The following is a 25,451-nucleotide window of genomic DNA, read 5'->3' as shown; positions in this document are numbered from 1 at the left end:
AATTTAGTTTTTTAATTTGAAATTTCTTTTTCTTCTACTAGCGAATCATAATACCTGACAATCTGAAGAAAATCTTCTCGGTCTTTATAATCCAACTTATTAATATTAATGAATGCCTTTACTTTGTCTTTATACTTTCCAAAATAAGCCAGCATAGTTTCTTCCTTCCTCATATCTACTTGCCTGATATCAGCAAACATATCCATTAAATAGAAATCATGAACTAACACCCTTCTACGGGTATTAAAATTACTTCCCCAATAAGGATCATACGATGTCTCTGATACTTCAGCAATTCTTTCCCTTGCGAATAAAATATAAGGCTCCCCTTCTTCTATCAGTTCAAAAAAATGATTCTTAACATATCCTTTTGATTTTTTAAAGGGTAAAGAGAAAAATACTCTCTGTCTTTTAGTCATGGCATCCATAATCTCAAACGACTGCACATTTTGGGCACCATATGATTTAATAACACCATTGACAATCACTTGAATTGATTCAACTCCTTCTTCTAATGAATATTTAATTCTTCCTCTCATCGAATTTCCGTTCGTCAAATCCACCTCACCTTGATGCCAGTATTCGGATGGAAAATCTTGAGCTGAGACAGATAATGGTAGTATAAAAAAAAGTAAATAGGTTAGTGCTTTTATAAATTTCATATGCATGCTTTTTTCAAGTTCAGTGAATATCAGTATGTATAAATTAAAACAAGACAAAAGAAGATTTAGTTTTAGACTGCTTTATGTTACAGTTTTAAACCAACGTGACACTTCATATAATTGTCAACTTCAAGGAGCCTATTATAAAAATACATTATTTTTTTCACTTCAAAAACTATTCAACCAAATATGTTAATTCAAAGCCTAAAAGATGACTTAAGTTTTGTTTTAAATAAAAAATTATTTTTTTTGCGAAATTTCGCAATTTTTTTTAACTAAATATATTAATAATTATAATAGTTTATTTCACTTAAAATATAACATACATATTTTTTTATTTATATATTTTATTTTTGAATGATTATTCACTAGCGAATTTTCGCTTTTTTTATTCAATTCGCTTTTTATATCTTTGAGACATCATTCACCCAGACAAAACTTTAAATACTATGAGAGCACAACCAATAACACAGCTTGAAAATTTAGAGATTAAAGGTTTAATTTCTAAACAATTCGAAGAGATCCTAACTCCAGAGGCTTTAGAGTTTGTAGTCCGTTTACATGAGAAATTCAACAAGAGAAGAATTGCTCTTTTGGAAGCTCGAATCAAGAAACAACAAATGATTGATGAGGGCAAACGACCTAACTTTTTGGCAGAAACGGCTTATATCCGTAACAGCGAATGGACTGTTGCTGAGGTAAAGGATGACTTGAAAGATCGTCGAGTAGAAATCACTGGCCCTGTAGATCGAAAAATGATTATTAATGCCCTAAATAGTGGAGCTAATGTATTCATGTCGGACTTTGAAGACGCGAACTCACCTACTTGGGAAAACAACATCAATGGTCAGATCAATTTAAGAGATGCTGTAAGAGGTACAATCAACTACACTCACCCAAAAACAGGAAAAAAATATCAGCTAAATGAGAAAATCGCAACGTTGATGGTGCGTCCGAGAGGATGGCATTTGATTGAAAAACACATTATCATCAATGGTCAGCCTGCTTCTGGGGGATTGATAGACTTTGGTCTTTACTTCTTTCATAATGCAAAAGCTTTGCTAGCAAAAGGAAGCGCTCCTTATTTTTATCTTCCAAAAATAGAAAGTCATTTAGAGGCAAGACTATGGAATGACATCTTTGTTTTCGCTCAAGATTATATGGATGTGCCACAAGGTAGTGTTAAAGCTACGGTTTTGATTGAGACTATTTTGGCCGCTTTTGAGATGGATGAAATTTTATATGCCTTAAAAGATCATTCAGCGGGATTGAATTGCGGAAGATGGGATTATATTTTCTCTTACATCAAAAAATTCAGAAATGACCCGAACTACATGTTACCAAATCGAGCTCAGGTAACGATGAAAGTTCATTTCATGAAATCGTATTATGAACTTCTTATTCAGACTTGTCACAAGAGAGGAGCTTTTGCAATGGGTGGAATGGCGGCTCAAATTCCAATTAAGGAAGATGAGAAAGCCAATCAAAGAGCAATTGAAAAAGTTGCAAAAGACAAGACGCGTGAAGCAATGGCGGGTCATGATGGTACCTGGGTGGCTCACCCTGGTTTGGTTCAGACTGCAAAAGACGTTTTTGATAGATATATGGGAGGTCCTAACAATCTTAAAAAGCCTATTTCACATAAAACAATCACTGCTGAAGATTTATTGAAAGTACCTGAAGGTGATATTACTATGGAGGGATTGAAAAACAACATCGACGTAGGGATTCAATATATTGCTAGATGGCTTGATGGTCAAGGTGCAGTACCTATATATAACTTAATGGAAGATGCTGCTACTGCCGAAATTTCTAGAACTCAAGTTTGGCAATGGATCAAACATAAAGCTACCATGGAAGATGGCACATTAATCACCACAGAACTCTATAGAAATTTGCTTCCTGAGATTATGGATAGCATCAAGGAATACGTAGGTGAAGACTACTTCAATAAAGGTAAATACCAAGAAGCTAAGAATATTTTTGATGAATTAGTAACAACAGATGAGTTCGTTGAATTCTTAACGTTACCAGCTTATCAACAAATATAAAGAAGAGCATCTTCTTACAGAAATACCAATAACCAATACATTATTTATAAAAAAGGGCACTGCAGATTGTAGTGCCCCGAATGAAAGTGAATGCTGGATGGGGGTCCAATGCATACACATTTATACATTTTCAACACAGTAAATTTAACACAAAATGACAAAGCAAGAAAGAATCAATGCACTAAAAGAAGATTGGGCAACAAATCCAAGATGGGCTAACATTGAACGTCCTTATTCCGCTGAAGAAGTAATTAAACTTCAAGGAAATGTTTTTGTGGAGCATTCTCTTGCACGTCAAGGGGCTGAGAAATTTTGGAAAGGATTACACACAGAACATTTTATGGCAGGTTTGGGTGCATTGACAGGCAATCAAGCAATTCAGGAAGTTGAAGCAGGTTTAAAAGCTATTTATTTATCAGGTTGGCAAGTAGCCGCTGATGCTAATTTAGCTGGGCAAATGTACCCAGATCAATCATTATACCCTGCCGACAGTGTACCTAAAGTAGTTGCAAGAATCAACAATGCATTGAGAAGAGCAGATCAAATTCAGTCAGTAGCGGGTAAAGATGATACGGACTATATGGTGCCAATCATAGCTGATGCTGAGGCTGGTTTTGGAGGCAACTTGAATGCCTTTGAATTAATGAAAATGATGATTGAATCTGGTGCCTCTGGAGTACATTTTGAGGATCAGCTTTCTTCTGCTAAAAAGTGTGGTCACTTGGGAGGCAAAGTATTAGTTCCTACTCAAGAAGCGATTAATAAATTAGTAGCCGCTCGTCTAGCTTCAGATGTTTGTGGTGTACCAACTATCATTATTGCAAGAACTGATGCAGATGCCGCAAATTTACTGACAAGTGATATTGATCCAAGAGACCGTGAATTTATTCATGGTGAAAGAACTGCTGAAGGTTTCTATGAAGTTAAACATGGAATCGATCAGGCCATATCAAGAGGGCTTTCATATGCACCATACGCTGATTTGATATGGTGTGAAACATCTCTTCCTGACTTAGAGGAAGCGAAAAGGTTTGCAGATGCTATTCATGCAAAATTCCCTGGGAAAATGTTAGCCTACAACTGTTCTCCTTCTTTCAACTGGGCTTCAAAATTGAGCGTAAAGGAAATGGAGACTTTCAGAGAAAATCTTGCAGATATGGGTTATAAATTCCAATTCATCACATTGGCAGGCTTCCATGCCTTGAACACAAGTATGTTTGAATTGGCCAAAGCATATAAAGAGAGAGGAATGGCCGGTTACTCTCAACTACAAGAAAAAGAGTTTAGCTTACAAACAGACGGCTTCAGAGCAGTGAAACATCAAACTTTTGTTGGTACTACTTATTTCGATGCTATTCAGAATACGGTGACCGCTGGTACCGCTTCTACAACAGCAATGGAAGGTAGTACAGAAACTGCTCAATTTTAGAGTATTTGAATTGTGACATTGGAGAGCTAGCGACAAATAAAATAGTTAAATTTTAAAACTAGGTTTAAACGTAATAATTGGCTTATTGACAGAATATAGTTTCGTCACCAGCTTTAAAATATTGTAATTCTCATGTACTCCGAACACTTACATATGGTTACCTAAAATTCTTAAAACTCTCTCATTTTTATGAGGGAGTTTTTTAATTCCCAAAATTCTAAATCATCAAACCAATTGAATAAAACACTGGAACAAAAATTTTTATGAGCAAAGAAAAATGTTTAAGAACCTATTATAAATACAAAACCACTCTACACCGTATTATTAGTAGAGTGGTTGGCTATTGTAACCTACAAATTGGATTTTTACTGCTCACTCAAAGCTAAGCCATACTTATAGACATCCAAAGCTCTTTGTCTTGCCATTTTGTGATCCACCATAGGTTGTGGATAGCCAAATCCATTATATTCAGGAACCCATTTTTTGATGTATTTGAAGTCAGGATCAAATTTTTTAGTTTGTGCAGTAGGATTAAATACTCTGAAGTAAGGCGCTGCATCACAACCTGTACCTGCCGCCCATTGCCAATTTCCGTTGTTGGACGATAATTCAAAATCTAATAACTTTTTAGCAAAATAGGCCTCTCCCCATCTCCAATCAATCAACAGGTGTTTGCAGAGAAAACTTGCTACAATCATTCTTACTCTGTTATGCATGTAACCGGTTTGATTCAGTTCCCTCATCCCTGCATCAACTATTGGATACCCCGTCTGTCCATTTTTCCATTTTTCAAATTCAGCTTCATTATTTCTCCATTCAATATGTTCATACTTTTTCTTGAAGCTAACATTAAGCACATCTGGAAAATGAAAAAGGATTTGCATAAAGAATTCTCTCCAAATCAACTCCGACAAGAAACTGGGATGATTTTGTACTTTCTGTACCAATTCACGAATACTTACTGTCCCAAATCGGAGATGTACTGACAAATTACTTGTTCCCTTTATTGAAGGAATATCTCTATCTATATCATAATGTTCTAAATGATCAATTTTATAATCGAGTACCTTAATCGGAGACCTTGAAAACCCAACATCTTTTAAAGAAGGAAATTCAAATTGATGCTGAATCACTTTTGAAGCGTCTAGGTCCACTTTATACTCTAAAGTTTTTGAGGAATCAAATTGTTTTAACCATTGATTCTTAAAGGGTGTAAAAACGGTGTAAGGCTTGCCATCTTTTTTTAAAACCTCATTTTTGGCAAAAATCACCTGATCTTTTAAATGATAGAAAGGTCTATTTTTCAGATAGAAATAATCAACAATCTCTTGATCTCTTTTGATGGCATAAGGTTCGTAATCCTCATTAGTATAAATTCCTTTGATATCATATTCCTCCGCTAGTGTTTTATAAACTTCCAGAGGTTTACCCATCTTCACAAGCAAACTGCTGTTTATTACTTTGAGTTGATGGTTTATTTTTTCCAATTGATCATAGATAAATGTAATTCTTGCATCATCCCTATCTAATTCGTTGATAATATCAGTATCAAAAATAAAAAGCAGTAAAGTGGGGTGATCATTATTCAGGGCATAACTTAAAGCCGCATTATCATATAGACGAAGATCTCTTCTGAACCAAAAAATTGAAATCTCTTTTTTCATTATCGTTACTAAGTAGGTTTATAATGTCTTTAACTAACTGTAGAAACGACCAATTGTTCTATTTTCTTTTGAAGAAATCAAGAAATGATAGAAGAGCACTTTCCGAATCCATTTCATTAACAGTATGCTGTCCACCCAAAAAATGCATACCTAAATAAGACGCAGAGTGTTTAAAAGGGTGCCAGAAATCTTCCCCTAAGTTGCCTCCGTTGGAAGTAGTGATGACTGCCATGTTTTTCCCTCTCAGTTGCCTGCCTAATTTCTTTTCAATGGTTATGAGATCTGTAATTCTATCAAAAAAGACTTTCATCCTTCCACTCATCGCATACCAATAAACGGGTGTTGCAAAGATCAGAGTATCGTACTTTTCAATAATTTTTTTCATTAAAGGGAGAAAATCATCTTCTCTATTCTGATGCTCGTAATCAAAATGTCCAATTTTGTAATCTAGAAGATTGACAACATCAAAATCCGTTTTTTGTTGAAGTCTCTTAGCTAGGTTTAATGTATTACTTTCATTTCTAGCACTTCCTACAATAATTACTGCTTTCATATTACTATATAGTAACAATTCTACATTGCTCAAAACCTATTTCATCTCCATAAGTTTCCGTTGTCCAATCACTCAACGCTTTTAAAACAGGCAATAATGCTTTTCCTTTTTCTGATAAAGAATATTCTACCCTTGGAGGTATTTCTGGAAATTTCTTTCGGATAATCAAACCATCTTCCTCCAATTCTTTTAGCTGTTCTGTCAATACTTTCTTAGAGATAGTTGGAGTAAACATCAAAAGTTTTCCAAAACGTAAACCTCCATTGGCCAATAAATAAAGAATGATTGGCTTCCACTTGCCTCCAATAATGTTCATTGCATGCACTAAAGAACACAAATTGGGGTTATCTATTACTTTTCTTCCCATAAGTCACCTTTTTGTAACCACTATTTTTTCAGTTATCAAACTCATTAGTTTCATTTTTAAACCAATGTTAGTTCCTTTACGAAACAAATATAACATTAATCGAAAAAAAGATGAAAAAAATATTAATTATTAACGGACACCAATACTACCCTTTTGCAGAGGGAAAGCTTAATAATACTCTCATTGAAAAAGCTTCTGATTGGCTGGAAGAGGCTGATTTTGAAATCAAATACACTGCATCAGAAAAAGAATATGATGTGGAAGAAGAAATGGAGAAGTTTCTTTGGGCAGATGTTGTTTTACTGCAAACTCCACTCAACTGGATGGGAATCACTTGGAGTTTTAAAAAATACTTGGACGATGTCTTCACTGCAGGTATGATGGGCAAAATGTCTCAAGGCGACGGCAGAACTGCTGAAAACCCAAAACAAAATTATGGTTTAGGTGGTTTGCTGAAAGGGAAATATATGATCTCAGTTACAGCCAATGCACCTAAAGAAGCATTTAATAATCCTAATGAAAAATTCTTTAATGGCATCAGTGAAGATGATTTGATGTTGCCAATGCACCTTAATTTCAAATGGTTTGGATTGGAACCAATGGAAACATTTTTTGCTTATGATGTGATGAAAAATCCTGAAGTGGAAAATGACTTCATCCGATTTGAAAAACATATTAAAGAAGAATTAATCCAAAAAGCATAGTCATGGAATTACAAGAATCACTTAGTAGACTCAAAGAGAAAATTGAAGGTGGAATGCCTCCTGAATTTGTAAAAATTATGCACCAAGCCACTCGTGATTTGGAAGCATCAGGTATTGGTGACGGAATTTTAAAAGCTGGAGACGAAGCACCTGCTTTCTCCTTGCCAAACCACAATGGAGAAATGGTTTCGAGTGAGGAACTTTTACAAAAAGGTCCTTTGGTCATCACTTTCTACAGAGGTGTTTGGTGTCCTTACTGTAATACGGATTTGGCCTTCTTGAAAAGATTTAAAAAACAGTTTGATGAAATGGGTGTCAATATGGTAAGCATCTCCCCACAAACTGTAGCAAATAACCTTAAGATTGTAGAACAACAACGTTTGAACTTCGACCTTTTGAGAGATACTGAAAATACAACCGCAGGTCAATTTGGTTTGAAATGGGAAATGGTTGATCCATTGAAGTCATTATACCGCGATACATTCAAAATCAAATTAGACGAATATAATGGTGATGACTCATGGACACTGCCAGTTCCTGCAAGATTTATCATCGGCACGGATGGAATTATAAAGTATGCTGAATATTCTGTGGATTACACAAAACGTCCCAATCCAGATGTTTTAATTGCAGAATTAGAAGCAGTTTAGCCTAACTACAGTTACTCCAATTACTTCTTATTAGTAATTGGAGTTTTTATTAATGTTCCTTTCCATCATAAATCCACATTGGCGTGGTATTTCCAGCCTTAGTAAAGCCCATCTTTTCATAAAATCGAACGGCTTCGCCATCTGAAGTCAACATCTGCATATGAAAACCCTTGTACTTTAGAAACATTTTCTCCATGATCATTTTACCAATTCCTTTCCCTTGATATTCAGGGTGAATCAATAAATGCGGATAATATACTACTAAAAAACCATCTGAAATGGCATTTCCAATGCCTACCAACTCATCGCCGTCCCAAGCAGAAACTAAAGAATGTGAATTTATTAAAGCCTGATAAAGCACATCTGGCTTTTGAGCCGCACTCCATTCATTCAACTCATAAAGTTTAACAATTTTATTTTTATCAATAGTTCTTGTATTCGATATTGTTATGTTCATTTGATCATCTAGTTTTCTAATATTTTAATTTCTCCCTTCACCCAATCAGGCAAATAAAAGTTGAGGCCCGTTTTTTCCTCTATTTTCACCAATTGATTTCTTAATTCTACAGATCTCAACCCGATTCCCCTCCTATTATTATTAATTTGGTTAATATTGGTTTCAATAGGTGGATTTAAATAGCCAAAAGGTTTAGTGGTTGTATCATTTAACACGGCGTTTTTCCAATCTTCCATCAAAGCTAATTCATAAGGGGAAATCTGTCCATTTTTAAGTGATTTTTTTAAATAAGGTTTCAAATCATCAAACAATGTGTCCTGTTTAACATATTCATATGAAATTGAATTATGATGTGAAAGAATAGTAGAACCCCAATAGCTATTACCTATCAATTGTTCACCAGGATAACCTTTCACTTTCATAATTTCCTTCAAAGTCGCCAACTGATTTTCACTGTGAGGAGCAAATTTAGTATTGGTGTATTTATCATATGCTTTATCTCCCATTTTAAAAAAAGCACCTAAAGCTTTCTGCTGATCTTTTTTAAACATCAAATGTACTTTTTCTCTTGTAGAAAGATCTAATTGAGAAAAATAATCTTTGTTGAACTGAGCAGCTTTTTCTTTGAAAACTTTAATTTCTTCAGCTGAAAAAACTTCATCAAGCCACTTATTCTTCTTAAAATGTTTCCATTCCCAACCTGATTTAAAACATCTTAAAATCAATGCCTCGGCTTTTGTTTTCTCGTTTAAAAATAAGGCCAATTGAGCTGCAATGATTAGGTCTCTTTTAAAAATAAAAGGGTATTGATTGAATAATGATTGATATAGATTTAATGCATCACTATAAAGTTCATCTGCAATCATCTCTTCTATTTCAATAACTTCTTTATAATAATTTGAATAATCAATCGTATCTGAATGGAGATGAAATAACAGAAGTAAAGAGATAATTAAGGTACTCATAATCAAAAGAAATTGTTCTTAATATTATGGACACTCGTAGTCTACAAAAAGAAAAAACATACACTATTTTATGGTATCACTCTTCAGTAAACTAAACACTTCCAAATTGACAAAATTACCATCAATCATCACAATACTTTCACGTTCTGTACCTTCATATTGGAAACCAATTTTCTCTGGAATCCTTTTACTTGGAATATTCCCTTCCGCACACTTAATGACTACTCTATTCATATCCCATTCCTCAAATGCAATTTTACATAATTGTCTCACAGCGTTGGTCATAATTCCCTGCCCTTGGAAATCCCTAGAAATCCAATATCCAATTTCTGTACTTTGGTTTACTTTACTGATATCCTTAAAACTAATTAGCCCAATCAATTCATCATTCAGCATAATGGAATATACCTCCGAAAGATGTTGTTCAGGTCCCTCCAGCATAGAAGAAACAAACTTTCGGGTATCTTCAATTTCACGAGTGTATTGTACAAAAGGCAACCATTGTCCTATGTATTCTCTTTGATGATCAATAATCTTGAAAATGGCATTTGCATCCTCCATTTCCAAGGGTTTCAATTTTATTTTAGGTTTAGTTGTGTTATTCATTTATGATCGGTATAAGTCTAACAATTATGGTTAATAAAGATAATATAGTAAAGTATTTCAAGTTATTAAGTGATACATAATAATTTTATCCGTTGGACGATATTCAAAATAAAACGTTCTAAGTACTGAGTCAAAATGAATTGACAGCTAATTCTCAATTGTTTTTTTGTAAGTACAACGCTAAAAACAGGCGAAAAGTGGTTCTCTATTGATCGTTTTTTAAAGCAGTAATCGCAAAACAATAATTGGAATTAGTATTAAATAATTTTGTCTGAGCGTTTATATTAAATAATAATTGCTAATTAACAACTAAACCTTAAATTTGTTTTTAATGAAACATTTTTTCCTCAATACTATCTAATACTAATGGAAGTGATATCTAGAAATGCCACTCAGCTTTGTGATTTATATGGGATTACAAAAGAAGATATAGATGCAATACATGAGTTTAAACCTGTGGCCATTAATGAGGTGCCAAAAATGGTTGAATCATGGTATAAATGGCTGAAAACAACAGCTGAATTTCAAGAGTATTTTGCTGACCCTGCCACTCTCCATAGAGTTCAACGTATGCAATTAAGTTTCTGGGAAGAGTTTTTTGATGCAAATATTGATGATCAGTATGTTGCCACAAGAAAAAGTGTGGGTGAAGTTCATGCTAGAATTGGTCTATCACAAGAAATCTATTTGGCAGGCGTGGATCACTTCTTAAGTCTTTTTATTGAAGTACTGTTAATTCAAGATTGGTCAAGGGAAAAAATTGATAAAATTAGAAGAGCCTTGAACAAGATTGTTCATATGGACATGACCATTATTGTACAAAGTTATGAGCACATTGTTAATCAAAAAATTACTGCTCAAAGCAAGACACTTATGGCAATGTCTACTCCTGTCACTCAACTCTGGGACGGGTTATTACTTCTTCCTGTTGTTGGGTTGATTGACTCAAGAAGAGCACAGGACATTATGGACAATACTTTAAACTATATTTCACAACACCACGCTCAAAGTTTCATTTTGGATATTTCTGGTGTTGCTGTTGTAGATACAGCTGTGGCCAATCACCTTATCAAAATTACTAAGGCCACAAAATTGATGGGTTGCGAATGTATTATTTCTGGTTTATCACCCGCAGTGGCCCAAACCATTGTTGAGCTTGGTATTGATGTGGGAACTATCAGAACTACAGCCAATCTAAAAGCAGCCATTGAGATTGCTTTTGAAAAATTGAACATGAAAATTGTGAAAAAGTAGCTATGGGTAATTGGGTTAAATCAGGCATTCCAATCCAATTGCACAGTCAATGTATCATTGCTTCTTTCCAATTGGACCTGCACGAAGATCTTCTTAAGTTGTTTCAGCAGGAACTCTTGCATGAGATTGTGCAACATACTGATATTAAAGGGATCATATTTGATCTCTCTGGTTTAGAGATTATTGATTTGGTGGATTTTGAAAGAATAAAATCCATTATCAATATGATTAAACTCACAGGTTTTAATACCGTTATCTCTGGGCTAAGGCCCTCCGTTGTTTCATCGTTAATTATGATGGACGCAAATATTGACAACCTACTTTATTCCATTAGCTTAGATGAAGCTATTATAATATTGGACAAAACAAATGACTATTAGAATAAAGTCTGAAAATGATATTCATTATGCCAGTCATGAAGCCATGAACTTTGCTAAAGATATTGGTATGAATACATTAGAAACTACAAAAGTTTCAATCATCATATCTGAACTGGCTTATAATATCATAAAATATGCTGAAAGTGGATTTGTTCGTTTTTCTAAAGTTTCTACTCATAAAAATGAAGGAATTTTAATTGAAGCTATTGACAATGGCCCATCAATAAAGGATATTGAGAAGGCATTGAAGGACAACTATTCTACTGGAGGTTCATTGGGACTTGGATTACCGGGCATCAAAAGAATCTCAGACCTTTTAGAAATTAATTCAACACCTGAAACTGGAACTCATATCAAAGTAACATATTGGAAAAAATAAAAATCGATATTGGAGGATACACCCGACCCATTGCCGGAGAAAAGAAAAACGGCGATGCTATTTTTATTCATCAGCAGGAAGACATCTGTTTTTTTGCTGTAATTGATGGTATAGGTCATGGTGCTCCTGCTTTTGAGATTTCACAAAAAATCAAAGCATTTATCTCCCAAAACTTTCATACCGACATCAGCAGACTTATCCAAGAAACCCATCAGCATATGCTTGGAAGTGAAGGCGCTGCATTGGGCATTGGTACTATTCTTCATAACACCCTTTACTTTGGCAGTTTGGGCAATATTACCTGCAGAGTAATCAATGATGGAAACGTTACATTATTATCGACAGATGGTCTGCTGGGTGTGAGAGGAAGAACAGCAAAAGTAAGCAGCAGAAACCTCCATGATGAAGATGTGATTTTGATGTACAGTGACGGTGTAGATTCTTCCTTTGCAAATGAGAAATTTAAAAACTACCATTTATTCTCCAGCGAAATATTAGCAAAAAAAATCATTAAACAATGGGGTTCAATTTTTGACGATGCCTCTCTTATCGCTGTAAAAATTAGAAAATAATGTTTGAACAATTTAGCAGACAAAAAATAGTAAACGAACAAGACGTTGTGAACTTGAGGAAGAAAGTCTATCAGGCTTTTTTAATATGTTTCGACGATAACAGTTTCTCTGTTAAAATTGCCACAATGCTTTCTACACTCTTAAAAAAAATTATGATTGATCATCAACAAGTGTATCTTGATACAGAAATACTGACGATGGGAGATCAAGTTAAAAACATCACAATAAGAATATTTGATCCTTTTTATGCTATTGCAAAGGAAATTCCTACTATTTACCTGCACCACGTAAACATTGATATCAAAGATGATGCTCTTGAACTTTTTATTGATAAACGTTTCCCTGCCGATCGCTTAGAAGATGCAGTTCTTACTTTTAATGAAAGATCACGTGATGAACTATTAAAAGAATTACAGTCTAAAAATAAAGACTTACAAGATTCGTATGAAAGCCTAAAAAGAGCCAAAGACAATAGTGCAAGAATGGAGAGTGAGTTGGCTGTTGGGCAAAACATTCAAATGAGTATGTTGCCCACCGATTTTCCTTCCGATGATAATATTGATGTGCATGCCAAGTTAGTTCCTGCACGTGAAGTAGGTGGAGACTTTTATGACTTTCAGATTATTGACGATAATTACCTCTATTTTACAGTTGGTGATGTTTCTGGAAAAGGAGTTCCTGCGGCTTTGTTGATGGCCATGACAAAATCCTTATTGAGAAGTGTTGCCATCACGGAACATTCAACAAGTCAGATAATTACACATGTAAATACTGAAATTGCCAAAGAAAATAAAAATAACATGTTTGTCACAATTTTCCTGGCCTTATTGAATATCAAAACTGGAGAACTGATTTACACTAACGCTGGACATAATCCATCCTATATTCTATCTGAAAATGAAAAGACATTAAAATTAGATGACAGACACGGTCCAGTAGTTGGAGCATTGGAAGGCTTTGAGTATTCTCAATCTACATTACAATTAAACTCAGGTCAGCTGATTTTTGCTTATACCGATGGAGTTACCGAGGCACAAAATATTAACCATGAATTATACTCGGATCAACGACTGATAGACCTTTTAGAAGCATCAAAAGCTCAAAAGTTGAAGTCACTAGTGGATATTGTAATTGAGGATATCAGCACGCATGAAAAAGGATCAGAACAAGCTGATGACATCACAGTACTTTGTGTGAAATATGCTAAAGTGAGTACACCTGACTTTTCCATTAACTTCAAAGCCAGTTACGATGAAAAAGAAAAAGTCACGCCATTAATCCATCACTTTCTCGAAGACAACAACTATCCTTTAGCTTTTATACAGAAAGTACAGATCGTTTTAGACGAATTGATCAGTAACACTACTAATTATGCTAATAATGAGTTAAAAATTACGGATATTCAATTAAAAGTATTTTGCCTTGAAAATAAAAGTGGCTTAAAAATTCAGATTCTTGATAATGGTATTGCTTTCAATCCTTTAGAAAAAGAAGCTCCTGATACTACCTTATCCGTTGAAGATAGGCCCATTGGAGGTTTAGGAATACATATTGTAAAGAATCTAGCAAGTAAAATTGATTATAAACGTATCGACGACCAAAATAAAATAACATTATTCTTAAAGATATAGTAATGGAAATAGAAGTAACAAATATCAAAGACATTTCTGTAGTACACGTGAATGGTTTCATGGACGCCAGTACTTCGCCGATTGTAGAAAAAGAGGTTTTGAAATTAATTGATGAAGGGAATACAAAGCTTTTATTAAACTTAAAAGATGTCTCTTACATGAGTAGTTCAGGATTAAGAGTATTTCTATCCGCTTCCAAAAGTATCAAAGCAGTACAAGGGAAGTTCATTGTGTGTGAAGCAAATGATGTGGTAAAGGAGATTTTAAAAATATCTGGCTTTGATTTGATCATTGAAGTACAAGACAAATATGAAGAGGCTATTTTGAGTTTTTAAAATAGTTTCATTCAACGATGGTCCCTTATTACTATTCAGTTGTAATAAGGGATTTTTTATTTTGATGACATTTTGGATTATTACCTTCTCGAAATACATTTTCCTTCAAAAAAACAAAAGCTCCCCGACTGATCGGAGAGCTTCCTTTTTACAATTAGGCTAACATTACCTTTCACTAAGGTAAATTCGCAGGGGCTTTAATTTGACTTCTTCGAAGCCCGTGGTTTTAGAGAATGTCAGGGGTATTTGAATCTCTTGTTCAATGAATTGTTCTGAAACAGAAGACTTTTCTCTTTCTTCATGTGTTAAGCCTCCAGCGATAAAAACTGACGCTACAATAAACAACGCCAGACAGCAAATAATTAAAAAGCTTTTAATCATAAAAAGTATTTAGGTTGGTCTACAACCAATGTATATAAAATACAATTACATCAAAAGAATTTTAATCAAATATGCAATCATTACCTCCTAAAGTACAATTTAATGTGTATAATGCCACCTGAGGTGATGCTGGTTTAATACACCGTTCACCACTAGTGAATCCTTTTCTAAATTTAATTTTTCGATTTTTTGATCAAGAATGATTGCAGTCGACATAGTAAACAGTGTTATCAGACAGATAACAACCAGTTTTCTTTTTGAGTTAGGGGTTAAAGTTGACATAATTACTAATTGGATAAATAGATATGACTCTTACTACTGTTAATACTCACAATCAGTTCAAATTTGTGATACCTAAAAAGTAAGATATGATTTTAATCTGCTTGTTTCCGCTGATAAATCTTATTTTTAAGGTATTTATTTTTCATCAAAAAATGCCCTGTACTACACTTAGTGTGAAATTGATTAAAAAAGATAAATAAATTATTTAAACCTCAGCTATGTACTTTTTGACCATTTATGCTAAATTTAGAATTGAATTATAAATGAACTTCCATAACATTATGTCAAACTTTTTTAAAAACACATTATCACTCATCACATTACTTTTCTTTTTTTCTTGTAGTCAAGAAAAACCATTGGTTTTACAACCGGATGAAGTGATTCAGCTTGAACAGCAAGAAGTTTTAAAATTCAATAAATTTGATGGCTTAGCTCCTTTATTCACTCACAAAGATGATACACTTAGAGTGATAAATTTCTGGGCAACTTGGTGTAAGCCTTGTGTAAAAGAACTTCCTTATTTCCAGCAGTTGGAAGAAGAATTCAAAGCAAATGGTCAAAAAGCAAAAGTTGTTTTGATCAGCTTGGATATGAATGAAAAAAATCTTTCGACTTATATCAAAAAAAAGAACCTCACAACCCCTACCTTATGGCTGGATGATGCTGATGCCAATGCATGGCTAGGCAAAGTGAATGCGAATTGGGATGGAGCCATTCCTGTCACTTTAGTCATTGATCAAAACAAAACAATTTTCCATAATACTGATTTCCATGATTATGAAGAATTGAAAAATTTTGTCTTAAAATAAAATCAATACTTCTCTATCAATACACTACATTGTAAACTGAATCATCAAATATCTATAACAATTAGAAACAAGGTGATCTTTGAGAGATGATGGGATGCTATATTTCAAAACCATTACTCCTATAATTACCTATTCATTGAAGATAATTTAGTTACAGCATATTTACTTTTTATTAAATAAATTTTTAACCATGAAAATGTTCAAACTCCTAGTTTTGGCTATGTTGGCCGGATCAGTTTTAAGTTGTTCTACACCTGAGAAAAAACAAGAAACTTCACAAGAAGTAACAAAAGCTACTCCACTTACTCCTGCAAAGAAAATGGGATTAAGCGTTGGTGATGAAGCTGTTGCATTCAGCTTAAAAAATATAGACGACCAAATGGTTGCCTTAAATGACCTAAAAGATAATAAAGGTGCGATTGTGATTTTCACTTGTAACCACTGTCCTTACGCTGTGGCTTATGAAGACCGTATCATCGCCATCGATAAAAAATACAAAAAGCTAGGATATCCTGTTATTGCTATCAATCCAAATGATCCAGAGCAACAGCCTGATGATTCTTTTGATAAGATGAAAGTAAGAGCTGAAGAGAAAGGATTTACTTTCCCTTATTTATTTGATGAGGGACAGAAAATCTACCCTGCTTATGGTGCTACAAAAACTCCACACGTTTTCTTGTTAGAGAAAGAAAGTGAGAAATATTTTGTAAGATACATCGGTGCTATTGACGACAACTACAAGAGTGCTGATCAAGTGAAAGTTACTTACTTGGAAAATGCTTTGAATGCATTGTTAGAAAACAAAGAAGTGGCTGAAACAACAACAAAAGCAGTAGGTTGTTCTATCAAAACTTCAAAAGGATAGGCTTTAAATCCATCAAAATTTCATAAATTTAAGGTTGTTATCGACTTCGGTTCATAACAACCTTTTTCATTTTTTCAGCTTACGTTTTATTGATGAGTAAAAAAGTAAACATATTTCCTTTTTCCTCTTTTGTACTTTTATTTTTTATGGCCTTGGGCTATTATATCAACGTCAACGAAGAGGCTCATAAAAAGTTCACCCCTTATCTCCAGAAAGGAATTGATTTTGTTTTAAATGTAAGAGATTATGCCGAATCTCCTTTTTATAAGAATTTCAAAGGTTATGGAGTGAAAATACCAAACAGTTACGCTGTACATGGGATAGATATTTCTCATCATCAAAAATTAATTGATTTCCAACGAGTTTCTGAGTTCTATGCTCAAAAAACAGCTATCAAATTTGTATATGCCAAAGCAACAGAGGGAAAAGACCATAAAGACCGACATTTTGAAAGAAATAGAAAAGAAATCAAGGAACACAACCTGATCTTTGGTGCTTACCATTTCTTCCGCCCCAAGACTTCAGGAAAAGAACAGGCCAATTATTTTATCAAAACAGTTGGAAAACTAAATCCTGAAGACCTAGTTCCTGTCGTAGATATTGAAGTATTGGATGGTGTAGACCCAAGTATTATGAGAGATCGTCTAGAAGAGTTTGTACTTGCCATTGAGGAAGAGTATGGAGTAAAACCAATGATTTATACTGGCGACTCTTTTTATAAAGATTATTTCAGAGGGCATTTTAAAAAATATAGAGTTTGGATTGCCAATTATGGCCATTCTACCCAAGCTCCTAAATCAAGATGGACCATGTGGCAACACACACAAGAAGCCAATATTGACGGCATTCCCAATAAAGTAGATATGAATGTGTTTGATGGTGACTGGGAGAAGTTTCAGAAAAGTCTTTTAATAGGACATCAGAAAGGTTACAAACAACTTAGCAGCAGTAATTAATCCAGCTTTAAAATTATTAGTATTCAAACTCAGGTGTTTCACAATTTTTGAGAATTGGTTCTTTTACATTTGCAACGCGTCGGTAGTCTTACATTGTTACCTGTGCTTATTCACATGAACTAATACCATCAATATGCATTATAAATACCTAATTCCTTTAATCCTTCTATCCATTATTGCAGGATCAAGTTGTCAAAAAGATTCTATTATTGATAATGACCTACCAGTAATTGACGGCAATGTGGTTTTAAATATTGTTTCTAATTACAGAAAACCTTCAAACGCAAGGAATGAACCTAATTATATTTTCACGGATGTGAAAATAGCTGTGGATCAAATTACTTTCTTAAAGAAAGAAACTAATAGTTCTAATCCAGATTTTGAAGGTCCTTTTATATGTGATTTAATTGAAAATACTACTGAACCTCAATTGCCTTATGGAAATATTGATGAAGGTAATTACCAATTGTTTCAGCTTGATATTATTTCAGCACTTGATAGCAGTCTTTCTATAGATATTCATGGTAATTATCACCCCAACGGCGTGGTCATTCATCCTTTCCATTATTCAACAACTATTGAAGAGTCCATCTCCATCATCAATACAATGGGAATTGACATCATTGAAGATTCATTACATCAAGTATCCATAGTCGTTGATCTTGCTTACATTTTTGATGGAGTGGATTATGAAAGCGCATATTATGAAGAAGATGGCTTTTTGGATTTTAATGCTGAAGGCAACTTAGAACATCATGAAGGAATTACCAACCGTTTTCTAGAAGGTTTTAGCATGTATCAGTTAAAATAGGTACAAATTCAAAATTAACTATGACCTATCTTTGACTTAGTACTTAATTGGAAAATATAATCCATAAAAAAGTTGCTCCATTTTGAAAAAGAGCAACTTTTTTAGTTCTACCATTCTATTACTTTCTTATCTCTAAAGAACTTTCCATTTAAGCTAGTATCTTCTAGTTCTGCAGCCCAAATGATTGTCTCCGCTCCTTCCTCAGGGGTTCTTGGAGCACTTGCACCTCCCATATCTGTTTTTACCCAACCTGGACACACAGAGTTCACAAGGATATCATTTCCATTGACCTCATGGGCTAATTTTATTGTTAAGACGTTCAACGCGGCTTTTGATATACTGTAACCTGGAGTTCCAGCATTCATTTCATTGAGAGCACCTGAACCACTTGACACGTTGACTATTCTTCCGTATTTATTTTTTTTCATCATTGGAAGAAATGCCTGTACCATTTTCCACGGACCAAAAAGGTTAGTTTCTATGGTTTCATGTACTTCTTTCAAATTTGCATTGAGTGCAGTTTGCCAAGTATCATAATTGGTTCCTGCATTATTGATTAAAATATCTAACTGAGAATATTCTTTTTCAACATACTCTTTGATCTGAAGGATACTTTCCTCATTAGAAACATCTAAAGTATGGAAGTCTACATCTCCAAATACACTTAAAAACTTCACGGCTTTCCTCCCATCTTTTTCATTTCTTGCCGTAATAATTACTTTATGTCCTTTCAATAAGAGCCCTTTCGCGACAGCAAACCCAATTCCACGGTTAGATCCTGTCACCAACGCGATTTTCTGATACATATATTCGAGAATTTGAAAAGAGCATGTTCAAACATACTCTAATATTCGGTAGTGTTTAGTTTGTGTTTCGTTACAAAGGTAAAAAATAAAAGCTTAGAGCATATTTGGAACCTGTATTTTAAACATAAAAAACTCCATTTTTTAGATTATGAAATGATTAATTAATGAAAATAGTAACTTATAATCATTTGAATTAATCAGATCAGTGATCAAAATGGAGTTTTTATCAAGAATAATGTGTCTACAACACTATCCATTAAAATGTTTTTTTCACGTACAGTCCCATCATCTGAGGTTGCATAATTGGCATAAACGCTGTACCCGATCCATCGGCACCTCTTTTAGTACGCAATTTTTTATGAATCTGCGGTACAAATACACCTGTCAATGCTCCAACCGCACAGCCTGTAATTACGTCAGTATAAAAATGTTTATAAGCTCTTGTTCTATAATAACCCACCAAAGCAGGAGGAATAAAGGCCGCAACATAAACACCAATTTTTGCACCAGTAGACCATTCTGGATGGTAATCTGTTAAAACTTTGGCCGTAAAGAAAGTACCACAGGCAGTATTGGAAGTATGACCACTAAAAAATGACCTTTCATTATTATTGTCCGTTAATTCATAATCCGGCACATCAGGGTGTCCTTGCATATAAGCAATTGGTCTATATCTTCTAAAAACACCTGGCCCCAAATAATTATAGATATTTACTGCAATCATTTGTGTTTCCAAGTACATTAAAGAAACCTCAATCCAATCTTTCCTAATTTCATTATCAAAGAATAATGTAAACGGCAAAACCACCGATACATAAAGTCCCCAATCTGTAAAATTATGAGAGTTTTCTCTATCCTCCACAGGGTGATCAAATACATGACGGTCAAATTGATTTACACTATTGATATCCAATCTTTTGATCTCCTCCAAATTCAAAGATGGTCGGTTATTCAACATACGAATTCCTAAATAATTGGCCAACAATCCTGCAGCTGCTATACTTCCTGTTGTTACTGGAGGAGCATAATAAACCTTGGAATGTGATTTATACCATTTTAAAGAGTCTGCTTTCTGTGCAAAAGTAAGCGTGGATACTGTTATACAAAATAGAAGTAATACTATTCTAGTCATGAGTAAATGATGAGATTGAAAAAATAGAGGATGATTATGACATCTCTTAAATATTGAATGTATTAATTTTTTTAATAAAGTACTACACTAACCCTATTTATGTCTTAAAAGTTTAAACTTTTTATTGGAATTCTAATTTTAACACTCCAAATATCTCCATGTTATTATTTGTTGTAACAATTTATGTATTTTTGATTAACTTTGACCCAGAAATACAAATTTTAGTTTCAATGCATCTTTTGATTCTTTATTTTTATATTTCTATTCCTATTTCAACCACTAAATAATAGAATTTGAAATACATATTACTACTGTCAATACTTATCTCTTCTTTCACTTCCTGTGCTCAAAGCAAAAAAGAGCAGAAAGGGCGTTTTGATTCCCCAAAAAACAAATGGTTTCTTCCTTATCAATTAGAAGAAATATCGGGTCTAGCATGGCATTCAAAAAATACGATTGCCACTATCAATGATGAAAAGGGCAAAATTTACCTCTATGACATTAAGAAAAAGGAAATTGTAAAAACCATACCCTTTGGAAAAAATGGAGATTATGAAGGTATTGCTTATGACAAACCGTTCTTTTATGTCATCAATAGTAAGGGAAAACTTTACATTGTTAATGAGGAAAGTAACAATGTAGATAAATACCAATTACCTTTTACGGTTGATAATGATGTAGAAGGGCTTTGTACATTTGGAGAGAAGCACCTTCTTGTTGCTCTAAAAGGTAGAGGTGGACTTAATGGAAAAAAAGCGGATTATAAAGGCATTTATAAGGTAAGCTTGGAAGACCCTTCGGATGTTCAATTAGCTTTTAAAATTCCAAAAGGAAAAAGTACGGGACCTTCTGGGGTATTTTATGATGAGAAAAACAATCAAGTTATTGTTTTATCACATAGATCCAAAGAAATCTTTTTTATTGATGCAAGTTCAGATGAAGTTAATGCTGCTTCAGACGGACAAAATAGCAGTTCAGGAGGAATCATCGAAACCGTAAAAATAAAAAGAAGTATTTTTGAACAACCTGAAGGTATTTGCATTTCACCTGATGGCAGGTTGTTTATCTCAAACGAAATGGGTGATAACCTTAAAGCCAACCTACTCGAATTTTAATATGAAGAAGTCCATCTATTTTTTAAGCCTTTATTTGTTATTCTGCATCAAAGGATACGCTCAAGATCACACAGTTTTTCTAATTGGTGATGCAGGCCTTGCTACAAAAGATGATGAAGTACTTCAATCATTTTTTGAACAGATCAACCGTAATAATAATAAAAACAGCACCGTTATTTTTCTGGGAGACAATGTATACCCTCATGGGTTAGAGAATGTTGGAGAAAAGAGACGTAAGGAAGGTGAAGAAATATTAAAAGCTCAATTAGAATCTCTGAAATCCTTTAAAGGAAATGTATTTATGGTTCCTGGAAATCATGATTATAACAGAGGAAAAAAGAATGGCTTAGAGAGGTTGAGAAATGAAGAAAAGTTTGTTAATGCTATTCTTGGAGATTCCACTTTGGCTCCTTTTGATGGCTGTCCTGATCCTGTTGAGATTCCTTTGAATGATGAAGTCACATTATTGCTGATTGATACGCAATGGTTGATTTTTGATTATATCGAAAAGGCGGAATACAATGGTTGTCAGTACAGAACAGTTGATGATGCCTTAATTGCAATTCAAGACATTGTTTCTAGAAATAAAGATAAAAAGCTGATTGTTGCCGGGCACCATCCTGTAGTCACATATGGTGAACATGGAGGTGTATTCAGAGCAAAAGATCATCTATTTCCTTTGACTTCTTTTGCATCATGGGCTTACGTGCCTCTGCCTGTTGTAGGTTCGATCTACCCTATTGCAAGAAAGTCAGGTGTAAACCGTCAGGATACTGGGAACAAGGTGAATCAAAAAATGGTTTCATCCTTTCAAAACATCTTCAAAAACCACCCGAATATAATTTACGCAAGTGGACACGAACATACGTTGCAATACAACATCAAAGATAATGTCCATTATATAGTTTCTGGTTCAGGTTCAAAAACTTCTTTTGTCAAAAAAGGCAAATATTCAAAATTTGCTCAAAGTACTAAAGGTTTTAGCAAGGTCACTTTTGAAAAAGGTGGCGCCACTAACATTCAATATTTTGACAAAAAAACTGAACTTTTCAATACTTCTTTTTTTCCGAAAGAAGTAGAAGAAACGGTTACTGACAAGAACATCAAAGGATTTCCTGACAGTGTTATTGTAGCGGCTAGTACCCTTTATGCCACAAGTGCTTCCCAACAAAAATGGATGGGAAAAAATTATAGAAAGGAATGGGAAACGCCAATCAAAATGCCAGTTTTTGATCTATCCAAATTTAAAGGAGGAGTCAAAATTGTACAAAGAGGCGGTGGTATGGCAACACTTTCCTTCCGATTGCAAGACTCTTTAGGAAATCAATATACTTTACGTTCTATTGATAAAAACCCTATTAAAGCCATTCCAGAGGAGCTTAAAGAAACTATTGCGAAAGCAGTAGTTCAAGATCAGATTTCGGCCGCTCACCCTTATTCTCCGCTCACTGTACCGATTATGGCAGATGCTATTGGAATCTATCATGCCAACCCTCAGGTAGTGTATGTAGAAGATGATCCTCAATTTGGTATATACCAAGAATTGGCAGCCAATAAAGTGTATATGCTAGAGGAAAGACCTTCTAAAAATACAGGGGATATTGAAAGTTTTGGTAATGCGAAAAAAATATATAGTACTATCAAAACCGTTAAAAAATTAAGGGAAGACAATGATAATTATACTGATTATATGTTCACGCTTAAGTCCAGATTATTTGATATGCTAATTGGTGACTGGGACAGACATGATGATCAATGGAGATGGGCCGCATTTAAACAAAAGAAAGGACAGAGAATGTTCCGTCCTATTCCGAGAGATCGTGATCAAGTATTCTTCTTAAATGAAGGCATCATTCCTAAAATTGCCTCTAACAAATACGTTCTGCCAAAGTTTGAAGGATTTGATGAAGAAATGAATTGGGCTCCCGGTTTTAACTTCAATGCAAGGTTTTTTGACCGTTACTTCTTAGCTCAAGCAGATTTAGAGGACTGGTTAAAACAGGCCAAATACATCCAAGAAAACATTACTGATGATGTGATTTTGGAAGCGCTTCAATACCTCCCTGAAGAAATCAGAGCTTTTCATCATGATGAAATTTTTAGAGTTTTAAAAGCTAGAAGAGCTCAATTACCTGAAATTGCGAAGGAATATTACCTACACCTTTCTAAAAATGTATCTGTTTTAGGTTCTGATAAAATGGAGGAGGTCACTGTTGAAAGATTGGAAAATGGTTTCACAGAAGTAACATTAAAGAAGATCTCTAAGAAAGGGAAAGTTCAGCAGACGTTATATCACAGAGTTTTCAATCCTAAAGAAACAAGAGAAATCCGAATTTATGGTTTTGATGGAAAAGACACCTTTATCTTTAAAGGAAAATATAAGAGTAAAATCAAAGTCAGAGTAGTTGGCGGTGATGGTGAAGATACTATTGATGATAATACCGATAAAAAATCCTCGAAAAATATCTTAATCTATGACATTAGAGATAGTACGAATATTGTCAATAAAGGCGGTGCTGTCAAGAAAAAGCTTTCTGCAAAGCATGAGGTAAACAACTACAATAGAGCAGAATTCAAATTTAATTCAATCCTACCCATTTTATACGGCGGGTATATTCCAGATGATGGTGTTTTGTTAGGAGGCGGCATTGTCTTCACAAACCACAGCTTTAGAAAATTGCCATATGCGTCAACACATACATTGTATGGTGCTATTGGTACTGCTAATGTTGGTACATTTAAGTTGAAATACAAAGGACAATTTACGGATGTAATTGGCAATTCAGATTTTGTGATCGATGCAGTGTTGCGATCTCCTAAAAACTCCAATTACTATGGACTAGGAAATGAAGCAAAGGCAGATGAAGGAAGGGATGAAGATTATTACCGATTCCTGTATACTTACCATGTAGTAAACACCTACTTCCGTGTAGAATTCAACAAAAGTATAAACTTAAAACTAGGAGGAACGTTTATACATACAGATGTAAGTAACAATAAATACCTTGAAGATCGATATTTTGTAGAGTCTGGCGACTATCTCAATTTTGAAGGAGCTTTGGATGCTCAAAATTATTTTGGCCCTGCCATAGGTTTTGAAATAGATAAACGAGACAATAGTTTACTACCTAAAAAAGGCGTACACTTTGAAGTAGCAGGTAGAGCACTTCGTAATTTTGAAAACGACAACCTCAATTATATTAATCTGAGCAGTCAGTTTACTTATCATTACACCTTCAAGTTACCTACAGATCTAACGTTGGCTTATCATGTAGGTGGAGCAACCAACTATGGTGATTATCATTATTTGATGGCCAATAAAATTGGAGGTAATAAAAATATGAGAGGCTTCAGAAGGGACCGCTTTTATGGAGATGCAAGTCTTTATAACAGCCTTGATGCACATTTGGATATTTTTAAATTCCAAAATAGTATTATACCTTTCACTTTTGGAGTCATCGGTTTCTATGATTTTGGTAGAGTTTGGCTTGAAGGAGAAACATCTGACAAATGGCATGAATCATATGGTGGTGGTATTTATATTGCACCTGTTGATAAAATTGCACTTTCTTCAATTGTAGGAGCTTCGGATGAACGAGTAAATGTATATTTTAACATAGGCTTTAGTTTTTAAT

General features: G+C 34.2%; 25 protein-coding genes. 16 read left to right on the top strand and 9 right to left on the bottom strand.

Annotated features, from left to right (window positions below):
- Positions 1–11 precede the first annotated feature (11 nt).
- Entirely contained in the window at positions 12–662 is a 651-nt protein-coding gene (locus AVL50_RS10595) for a hypothetical protein (RefSeq protein ID WP_157491262.1), read from the bottom strand.
- A 449-nt stretch (positions 663–1,111) separates the two neighbouring features.
- Between AVL50_RS10595 and aceB the strand changes: the two genes are divergently transcribed.
- Both aceB and aceA read left to right on the top strand, forming a co-directional pair.
- The gene (gene aceB / locus AVL50_RS10590; RefSeq protein WP_082795752.1) at positions 1,112–2,713 is read left to right on the top strand and encodes a malate synthase A; all 1,602 of its coding nucleotides are present in this window, start codon (positions 1,112–1,114) and stop codon (positions 2,711–2,713) included.
- A 154-nt stretch (positions 2,714–2,867) separates the two neighbouring features.
- Positions 2,868–4,142, top strand: coding sequence for an isocitrate lyase (gene aceA, locus AVL50_RS10585; protein WP_062616475.1), 1,275 nt, complete (start codon positions 2,868–2,870; stop codon positions 4,140–4,142).
- A gap of 365 nt (positions 4,143–4,507) precedes the next feature.
- On the opposite strand, the gene AVL50_RS10580 is transcribed toward aceA, so the two are convergent.
- The 3 genes from AVL50_RS10580 to AVL50_RS10570 are packed head-to-tail and all read right to left on the bottom strand — an operon-like array spanning position 4,508 to position 6,726.
- The gene (locus AVL50_RS10580) at positions 4,508–5,806 is read right to left on the bottom strand and encodes a deoxyribodipyrimidine photo-lyase (protein WP_172826811.1); all 1,299 of its coding nucleotides are present in this window, start codon (positions 5,804–5,806) and stop codon (positions 4,508–4,510) included.
- A gap of 58 nt (positions 5,807–5,864) precedes the next feature.
- Positions 5,865–6,359, bottom strand: coding sequence for a flavodoxin family protein (locus tag AVL50_RS10575; protein ID WP_062616473.1), 495 nt, complete (start codon positions 6,357–6,359; stop codon positions 5,865–5,867).
- Between the two features lie 4 nt (positions 6,360–6,363).
- Positions 6,364–6,726 carry a helix-turn-helix domain-containing protein gene (locus tag AVL50_RS10570; RefSeq protein WP_062616472.1) on the bottom strand — a complete coding sequence of 121 codons (363 nt, stop codon included), beginning with the start codon at positions 6,724–6,726 and terminating at the stop codon, positions 6,364–6,366.
- A 110-nt stretch (positions 6,727–6,836) separates the two neighbouring features.
- On the opposite strand from AVL50_RS10570, the gene AVL50_RS10565 reads away from it, so the two are divergent.
- Positions 6,837–7,430 (top strand): NAD(P)H-dependent oxidoreductase, encoded by a 594-nt coding sequence (locus AVL50_RS10565; protein WP_062616471.1) that lies wholly within the window; start codon positions 6,837–6,839, stop codon positions 7,428–7,430.
- A 2-nt stretch (positions 7,431–7,432) separates the two neighbouring features.
- The gene (locus tag AVL50_RS10560; RefSeq protein WP_062616470.1) at positions 7,433–8,080 is read left to right on the top strand and encodes a peroxiredoxin-like family protein; all 648 of its coding nucleotides are present in this window, start codon (positions 7,433–7,435) and stop codon (positions 8,078–8,080) included.
- A gap of 49 nt (positions 8,081–8,129) precedes the next feature.
- Here the strand turns inward: AVL50_RS10560 and AVL50_RS10555 are convergent, their stop codons facing one another.
- The 3 genes from AVL50_RS10555 to AVL50_RS10545 all read right to left on the bottom strand — a co-directional run bounded on the left by AVL50_RS10555 (position 8,130) and on the right by AVL50_RS10545 (position 10,108).
- Positions 8,130–8,537, bottom strand: a complete 408-nt coding sequence (locus tag AVL50_RS10555) for a GNAT family N-acetyltransferase (protein ID WP_062616469.1) — start codon at positions 8,535–8,537, stop codon at positions 8,130–8,132.
- Positions 8,538–8,545: 8 nt separating this feature from the next.
- Entirely contained in the window at positions 8,546–9,502 is a 957-nt protein-coding gene (locus AVL50_RS10550; protein ID WP_062616468.1) for a hypothetical protein, read from the bottom strand.
- Positions 9,503–9,565: 63 nt separating this feature from the next.
- Positions 9,566–10,108, bottom strand: coding sequence for a GNAT family N-acetyltransferase (locus AVL50_RS10545; protein WP_062616467.1), 543 nt, complete (start codon positions 10,106–10,108; stop codon positions 9,566–9,568).
- A gap of 366 nt (positions 10,109–10,474) precedes the next feature.
- Here AVL50_RS10545 and AVL50_RS10540 point away from each other — a divergent pair, with 366 nt between their 5' ends.
- From AVL50_RS10540 to AVL50_RS10490, 10 genes are all read left to right on the top strand, one after another.
- Positions 10,475–11,362 carry a protoglobin domain-containing protein gene (locus AVL50_RS10540; RefSeq protein ID WP_062616466.1) on the top strand — a complete coding sequence of 296 codons (888 nt, stop codon included), beginning with the start codon at positions 10,475–10,477 and terminating at the stop codon, positions 11,360–11,362.
- A 2-nt stretch (positions 11,363–11,364) separates the two neighbouring features.
- Complete coding sequence (locus AVL50_RS10535) at positions 11,365–11,742, top strand: STAS domain-containing protein (RefSeq protein WP_062616465.1); 378 nt, start codon at positions 11,365–11,367, stop codon at positions 11,740–11,742.
- Positions 11,732–12,121 (top strand): ATP-binding protein, encoded by a 390-nt coding sequence (locus AVL50_RS10530; protein WP_062616464.1) that lies wholly within the window; start codon positions 11,732–11,734, stop codon positions 12,119–12,121. Before AVL50_RS10535 ends, AVL50_RS10530 begins: the two co-directional genes overlap by 11 nt.
- Positions 12,109–12,693, top strand: coding sequence for a SpoIIE family protein phosphatase (locus AVL50_RS10525; RefSeq protein WP_062616463.1), 585 nt, complete (start codon positions 12,109–12,111; stop codon positions 12,691–12,693). The genes AVL50_RS10530 and AVL50_RS10525 overlap by 13 nt, the downstream gene beginning before the upstream one ends.
- A complete protein-coding gene (locus tag AVL50_RS10520) occupies positions 12,693–14,324 on the top strand; it encodes a SpoIIE family protein phosphatase (protein ID WP_062616462.1) in 1,632 nt (543 codons plus the stop codon). The genes AVL50_RS10525 and AVL50_RS10520 overlap by 1 nt, the downstream gene beginning before the upstream one ends.
- Positions 14,325–14,326: 2 nt before the next feature.
- Positions 14,327–14,659 (top strand): STAS domain-containing protein, encoded by a 333-nt coding sequence (locus tag AVL50_RS10515; RefSeq protein ID WP_062616461.1) that lies wholly within the window; start codon positions 14,327–14,329, stop codon positions 14,657–14,659.
- Between the two features lie 944 nt (positions 14,660–15,603).
- Positions 15,604–16,131: a TlpA disulfide reductase family protein gene (locus AVL50_RS10505; protein ID WP_063850660.1), complete on the top strand. Its 528-nt coding sequence runs from the start codon at positions 15,604–15,606 to the stop codon at positions 16,129–16,131.
- 196 nt (positions 16,132–16,327) lie between these two features.
- Positions 16,328–16,996, top strand: coding sequence for a thioredoxin family protein (locus tag AVL50_RS10500; protein WP_062616561.1), 669 nt, complete (start codon positions 16,328–16,330; stop codon positions 16,994–16,996).
- A 92-nt stretch (positions 16,997–17,088) separates the two neighbouring features.
- A complete protein-coding gene (locus AVL50_RS10495; RefSeq protein WP_062616458.1) occupies positions 17,089–17,952 on the top strand; it encodes a glycoside hydrolase family 25 protein in 864 nt (287 codons plus the stop codon).
- A 133-nt stretch (positions 17,953–18,085) separates the two neighbouring features.
- Complete coding sequence (locus AVL50_RS10490; protein ID WP_062616457.1) at positions 18,086–18,763, top strand: hypothetical protein; 678 nt, start codon at positions 18,086–18,088, stop codon at positions 18,761–18,763.
- A 107-nt stretch (positions 18,764–18,870) separates the two neighbouring features.
- Here AVL50_RS10490 and AVL50_RS10485 read toward each other — a convergent pair whose 3' ends face one another.
- Positions 18,871–19,569: an SDR family oxidoreductase gene (locus tag AVL50_RS10485; RefSeq protein WP_062616456.1), complete on the bottom strand. Its 699-nt coding sequence runs from the start codon at positions 19,567–19,569 to the stop codon at positions 18,871–18,873.
- Between the two features lie 256 nt (positions 19,570–19,825).
- Positions 19,826–20,701: a phosphatase PAP2 family protein gene (locus tag AVL50_RS10480; RefSeq protein ID WP_062616455.1), complete on the bottom strand. Its 876-nt coding sequence runs from the start codon at positions 20,699–20,701 to the stop codon at positions 19,826–19,828.
- A gap of 293 nt (positions 20,702–20,994) precedes the next feature.
- Here AVL50_RS10480 and AVL50_RS10475 point away from each other — a divergent pair, with 293 nt between their 5' ends.
- Together AVL50_RS10475 and AVL50_RS10470 are read left to right on the top strand one after the other, a co-directional pair.
- Complete coding sequence (locus AVL50_RS10475; RefSeq protein ID WP_062616454.1) at positions 20,995–21,816, top strand: SdiA-regulated domain-containing protein; 822 nt, start codon at positions 20,995–20,997, stop codon at positions 21,814–21,816.
- 1 nt (position 21,817) lies between these two features.
- Positions 21,818–25,450, top strand: a complete 3,633-nt coding sequence (locus AVL50_RS10470) for a metallophosphoesterase (protein WP_062616453.1) — start codon at positions 21,818–21,820, stop codon at positions 25,448–25,450.
- Position 25,451 lies beyond the last annotated feature (1 nt).

Source organism: Flammeovirga sp. SJP92, from assembly GCF_001583495.1.
Lineage (GTDB): Bacteria > Bacteroidota > Bacteroidia > Cytophagales > Flammeovirgaceae > Flammeovirga.
This window is presented reverse-complemented; position numbering and strand designations above follow the sequence as displayed.

What these genes read in the sequence shown, in the direction of transcription:
- AVL50_RS10595 (WP_157491262.1), bottom strand. Translation starts at nt 662, where the DNA reads ATGAAATTTATAAAAGCACTAACCTATTTACTTTTTTTTATACTACCA.
- aceB (WP_082795752.1), top strand. Translation starts at nt 1,112, where the DNA reads ATGAGAGCACAACCAATAACACAGCTTGAAAATTTAGAGATTAAAGGT.
- aceA (WP_062616475.1), top strand. Translation starts at nt 2,868, where the DNA reads ATGACAAAGCAAGAAAGAATCAATGCACTAAAAGAAGATTGGGCAACA.
- AVL50_RS10580 (WP_172826811.1), bottom strand. Translation starts at nt 5,806, where the DNA reads ATGAAAAAAGAGATTTCAATTTTTTGGTTCAGAAGAGATCTTCGTCTA.
- AVL50_RS10575 (WP_062616473.1), bottom strand. Translation starts at nt 6,359, where the DNA reads ATGAAAGCAGTAATTATTGTAGGAAGTGCTAGAAATGAAAGTAATACA.
- AVL50_RS10570 (WP_062616472.1), bottom strand. Translation starts at nt 6,726, where the DNA reads ATGGGAAGAAAAGTAATAGATAACCCCAATTTGTGTTCTTTAGTGCAT.
- AVL50_RS10565 (WP_062616471.1), top strand. Translation starts at nt 6,837, where the DNA reads ATGAAAAAAATATTAATTATTAACGGACACCAATACTACCCTTTTGCA.
- AVL50_RS10560 (WP_062616470.1), top strand. Translation starts at nt 7,433, where the DNA reads ATGGAATTACAAGAATCACTTAGTAGACTCAAAGAGAAAATTGAAGGT.
- AVL50_RS10555 (WP_062616469.1), bottom strand. Translation starts at nt 8,537, where the DNA reads ATGAACATAACAATATCGAATACAAGAACTATTGATAAAAATAAAATT.
- AVL50_RS10550 (WP_062616468.1), bottom strand. Translation starts at nt 9,502, where the DNA reads ATGAGTACCTTAATTATCTCTTTACTTCTGTTATTTCATCTCCATTCA.
- AVL50_RS10545 (WP_062616467.1), bottom strand. Translation starts at nt 10,108, where the DNA reads ATGAATAACACAACTAAACCTAAAATAAAATTGAAACCCTTGGAAATG.
- AVL50_RS10540 (WP_062616466.1), top strand. Translation starts at nt 10,475, where the DNA reads ATGGAAGTGATATCTAGAAATGCCACTCAGCTTTGTGATTTATATGGG.
- AVL50_RS10535 (WP_062616465.1), top strand. Translation starts at nt 11,365, where the DNA reads ATGGGTAATTGGGTTAAATCAGGCATTCCAATCCAATTGCACAGTCAA.
- AVL50_RS10530 (WP_062616464.1), top strand. Translation starts at nt 11,732, where the DNA reads ATGACTATTAGAATAAAGTCTGAAAATGATATTCATTATGCCAGTCAT.
- AVL50_RS10520 (WP_062616462.1), top strand. Translation starts at nt 12,693, where the DNA reads ATGTTTGAACAATTTAGCAGACAAAAAATAGTAAACGAACAAGACGTT.
- AVL50_RS10515 (WP_062616461.1), top strand. Translation starts at nt 14,327, where the DNA reads ATGGAAATAGAAGTAACAAATATCAAAGACATTTCTGTAGTACACGTG.
- AVL50_RS10505 (WP_063850660.1), top strand. Translation starts at nt 15,604, where the DNA reads ATGTCAAACTTTTTTAAAAACACATTATCACTCATCACATTACTTTTC.
- AVL50_RS10500 (WP_062616561.1), top strand. Translation starts at nt 16,328, where the DNA reads ATGTTCAAACTCCTAGTTTTGGCTATGTTGGCCGGATCAGTTTTAAGT.
- AVL50_RS10495 (WP_062616458.1), top strand. Translation starts at nt 17,089, where the DNA reads ATGAGTAAAAAAGTAAACATATTTCCTTTTTCCTCTTTTGTACTTTTA.
- AVL50_RS10490 (WP_062616457.1), top strand. Translation starts at nt 18,086, where the DNA reads ATGCATTATAAATACCTAATTCCTTTAATCCTTCTATCCATTATTGCA.
- AVL50_RS10485 (WP_062616456.1), bottom strand. Translation starts at nt 19,569, where the DNA reads ATGTATCAGAAAATCGCGTTGGTGACAGGATCTAACCGTGGAATTGGG.
- AVL50_RS10480 (WP_062616455.1), bottom strand. Translation starts at nt 20,701, where the DNA reads ATGACTAGAATAGTATTACTTCTATTTTGTATAACAGTATCCACGCTT.
- AVL50_RS10470 (WP_062616453.1), top strand. Translation starts at nt 21,818, where the DNA reads ATGAAGAAGTCCATCTATTTTTTAAGCCTTTATTTGTTATTCTGCATC.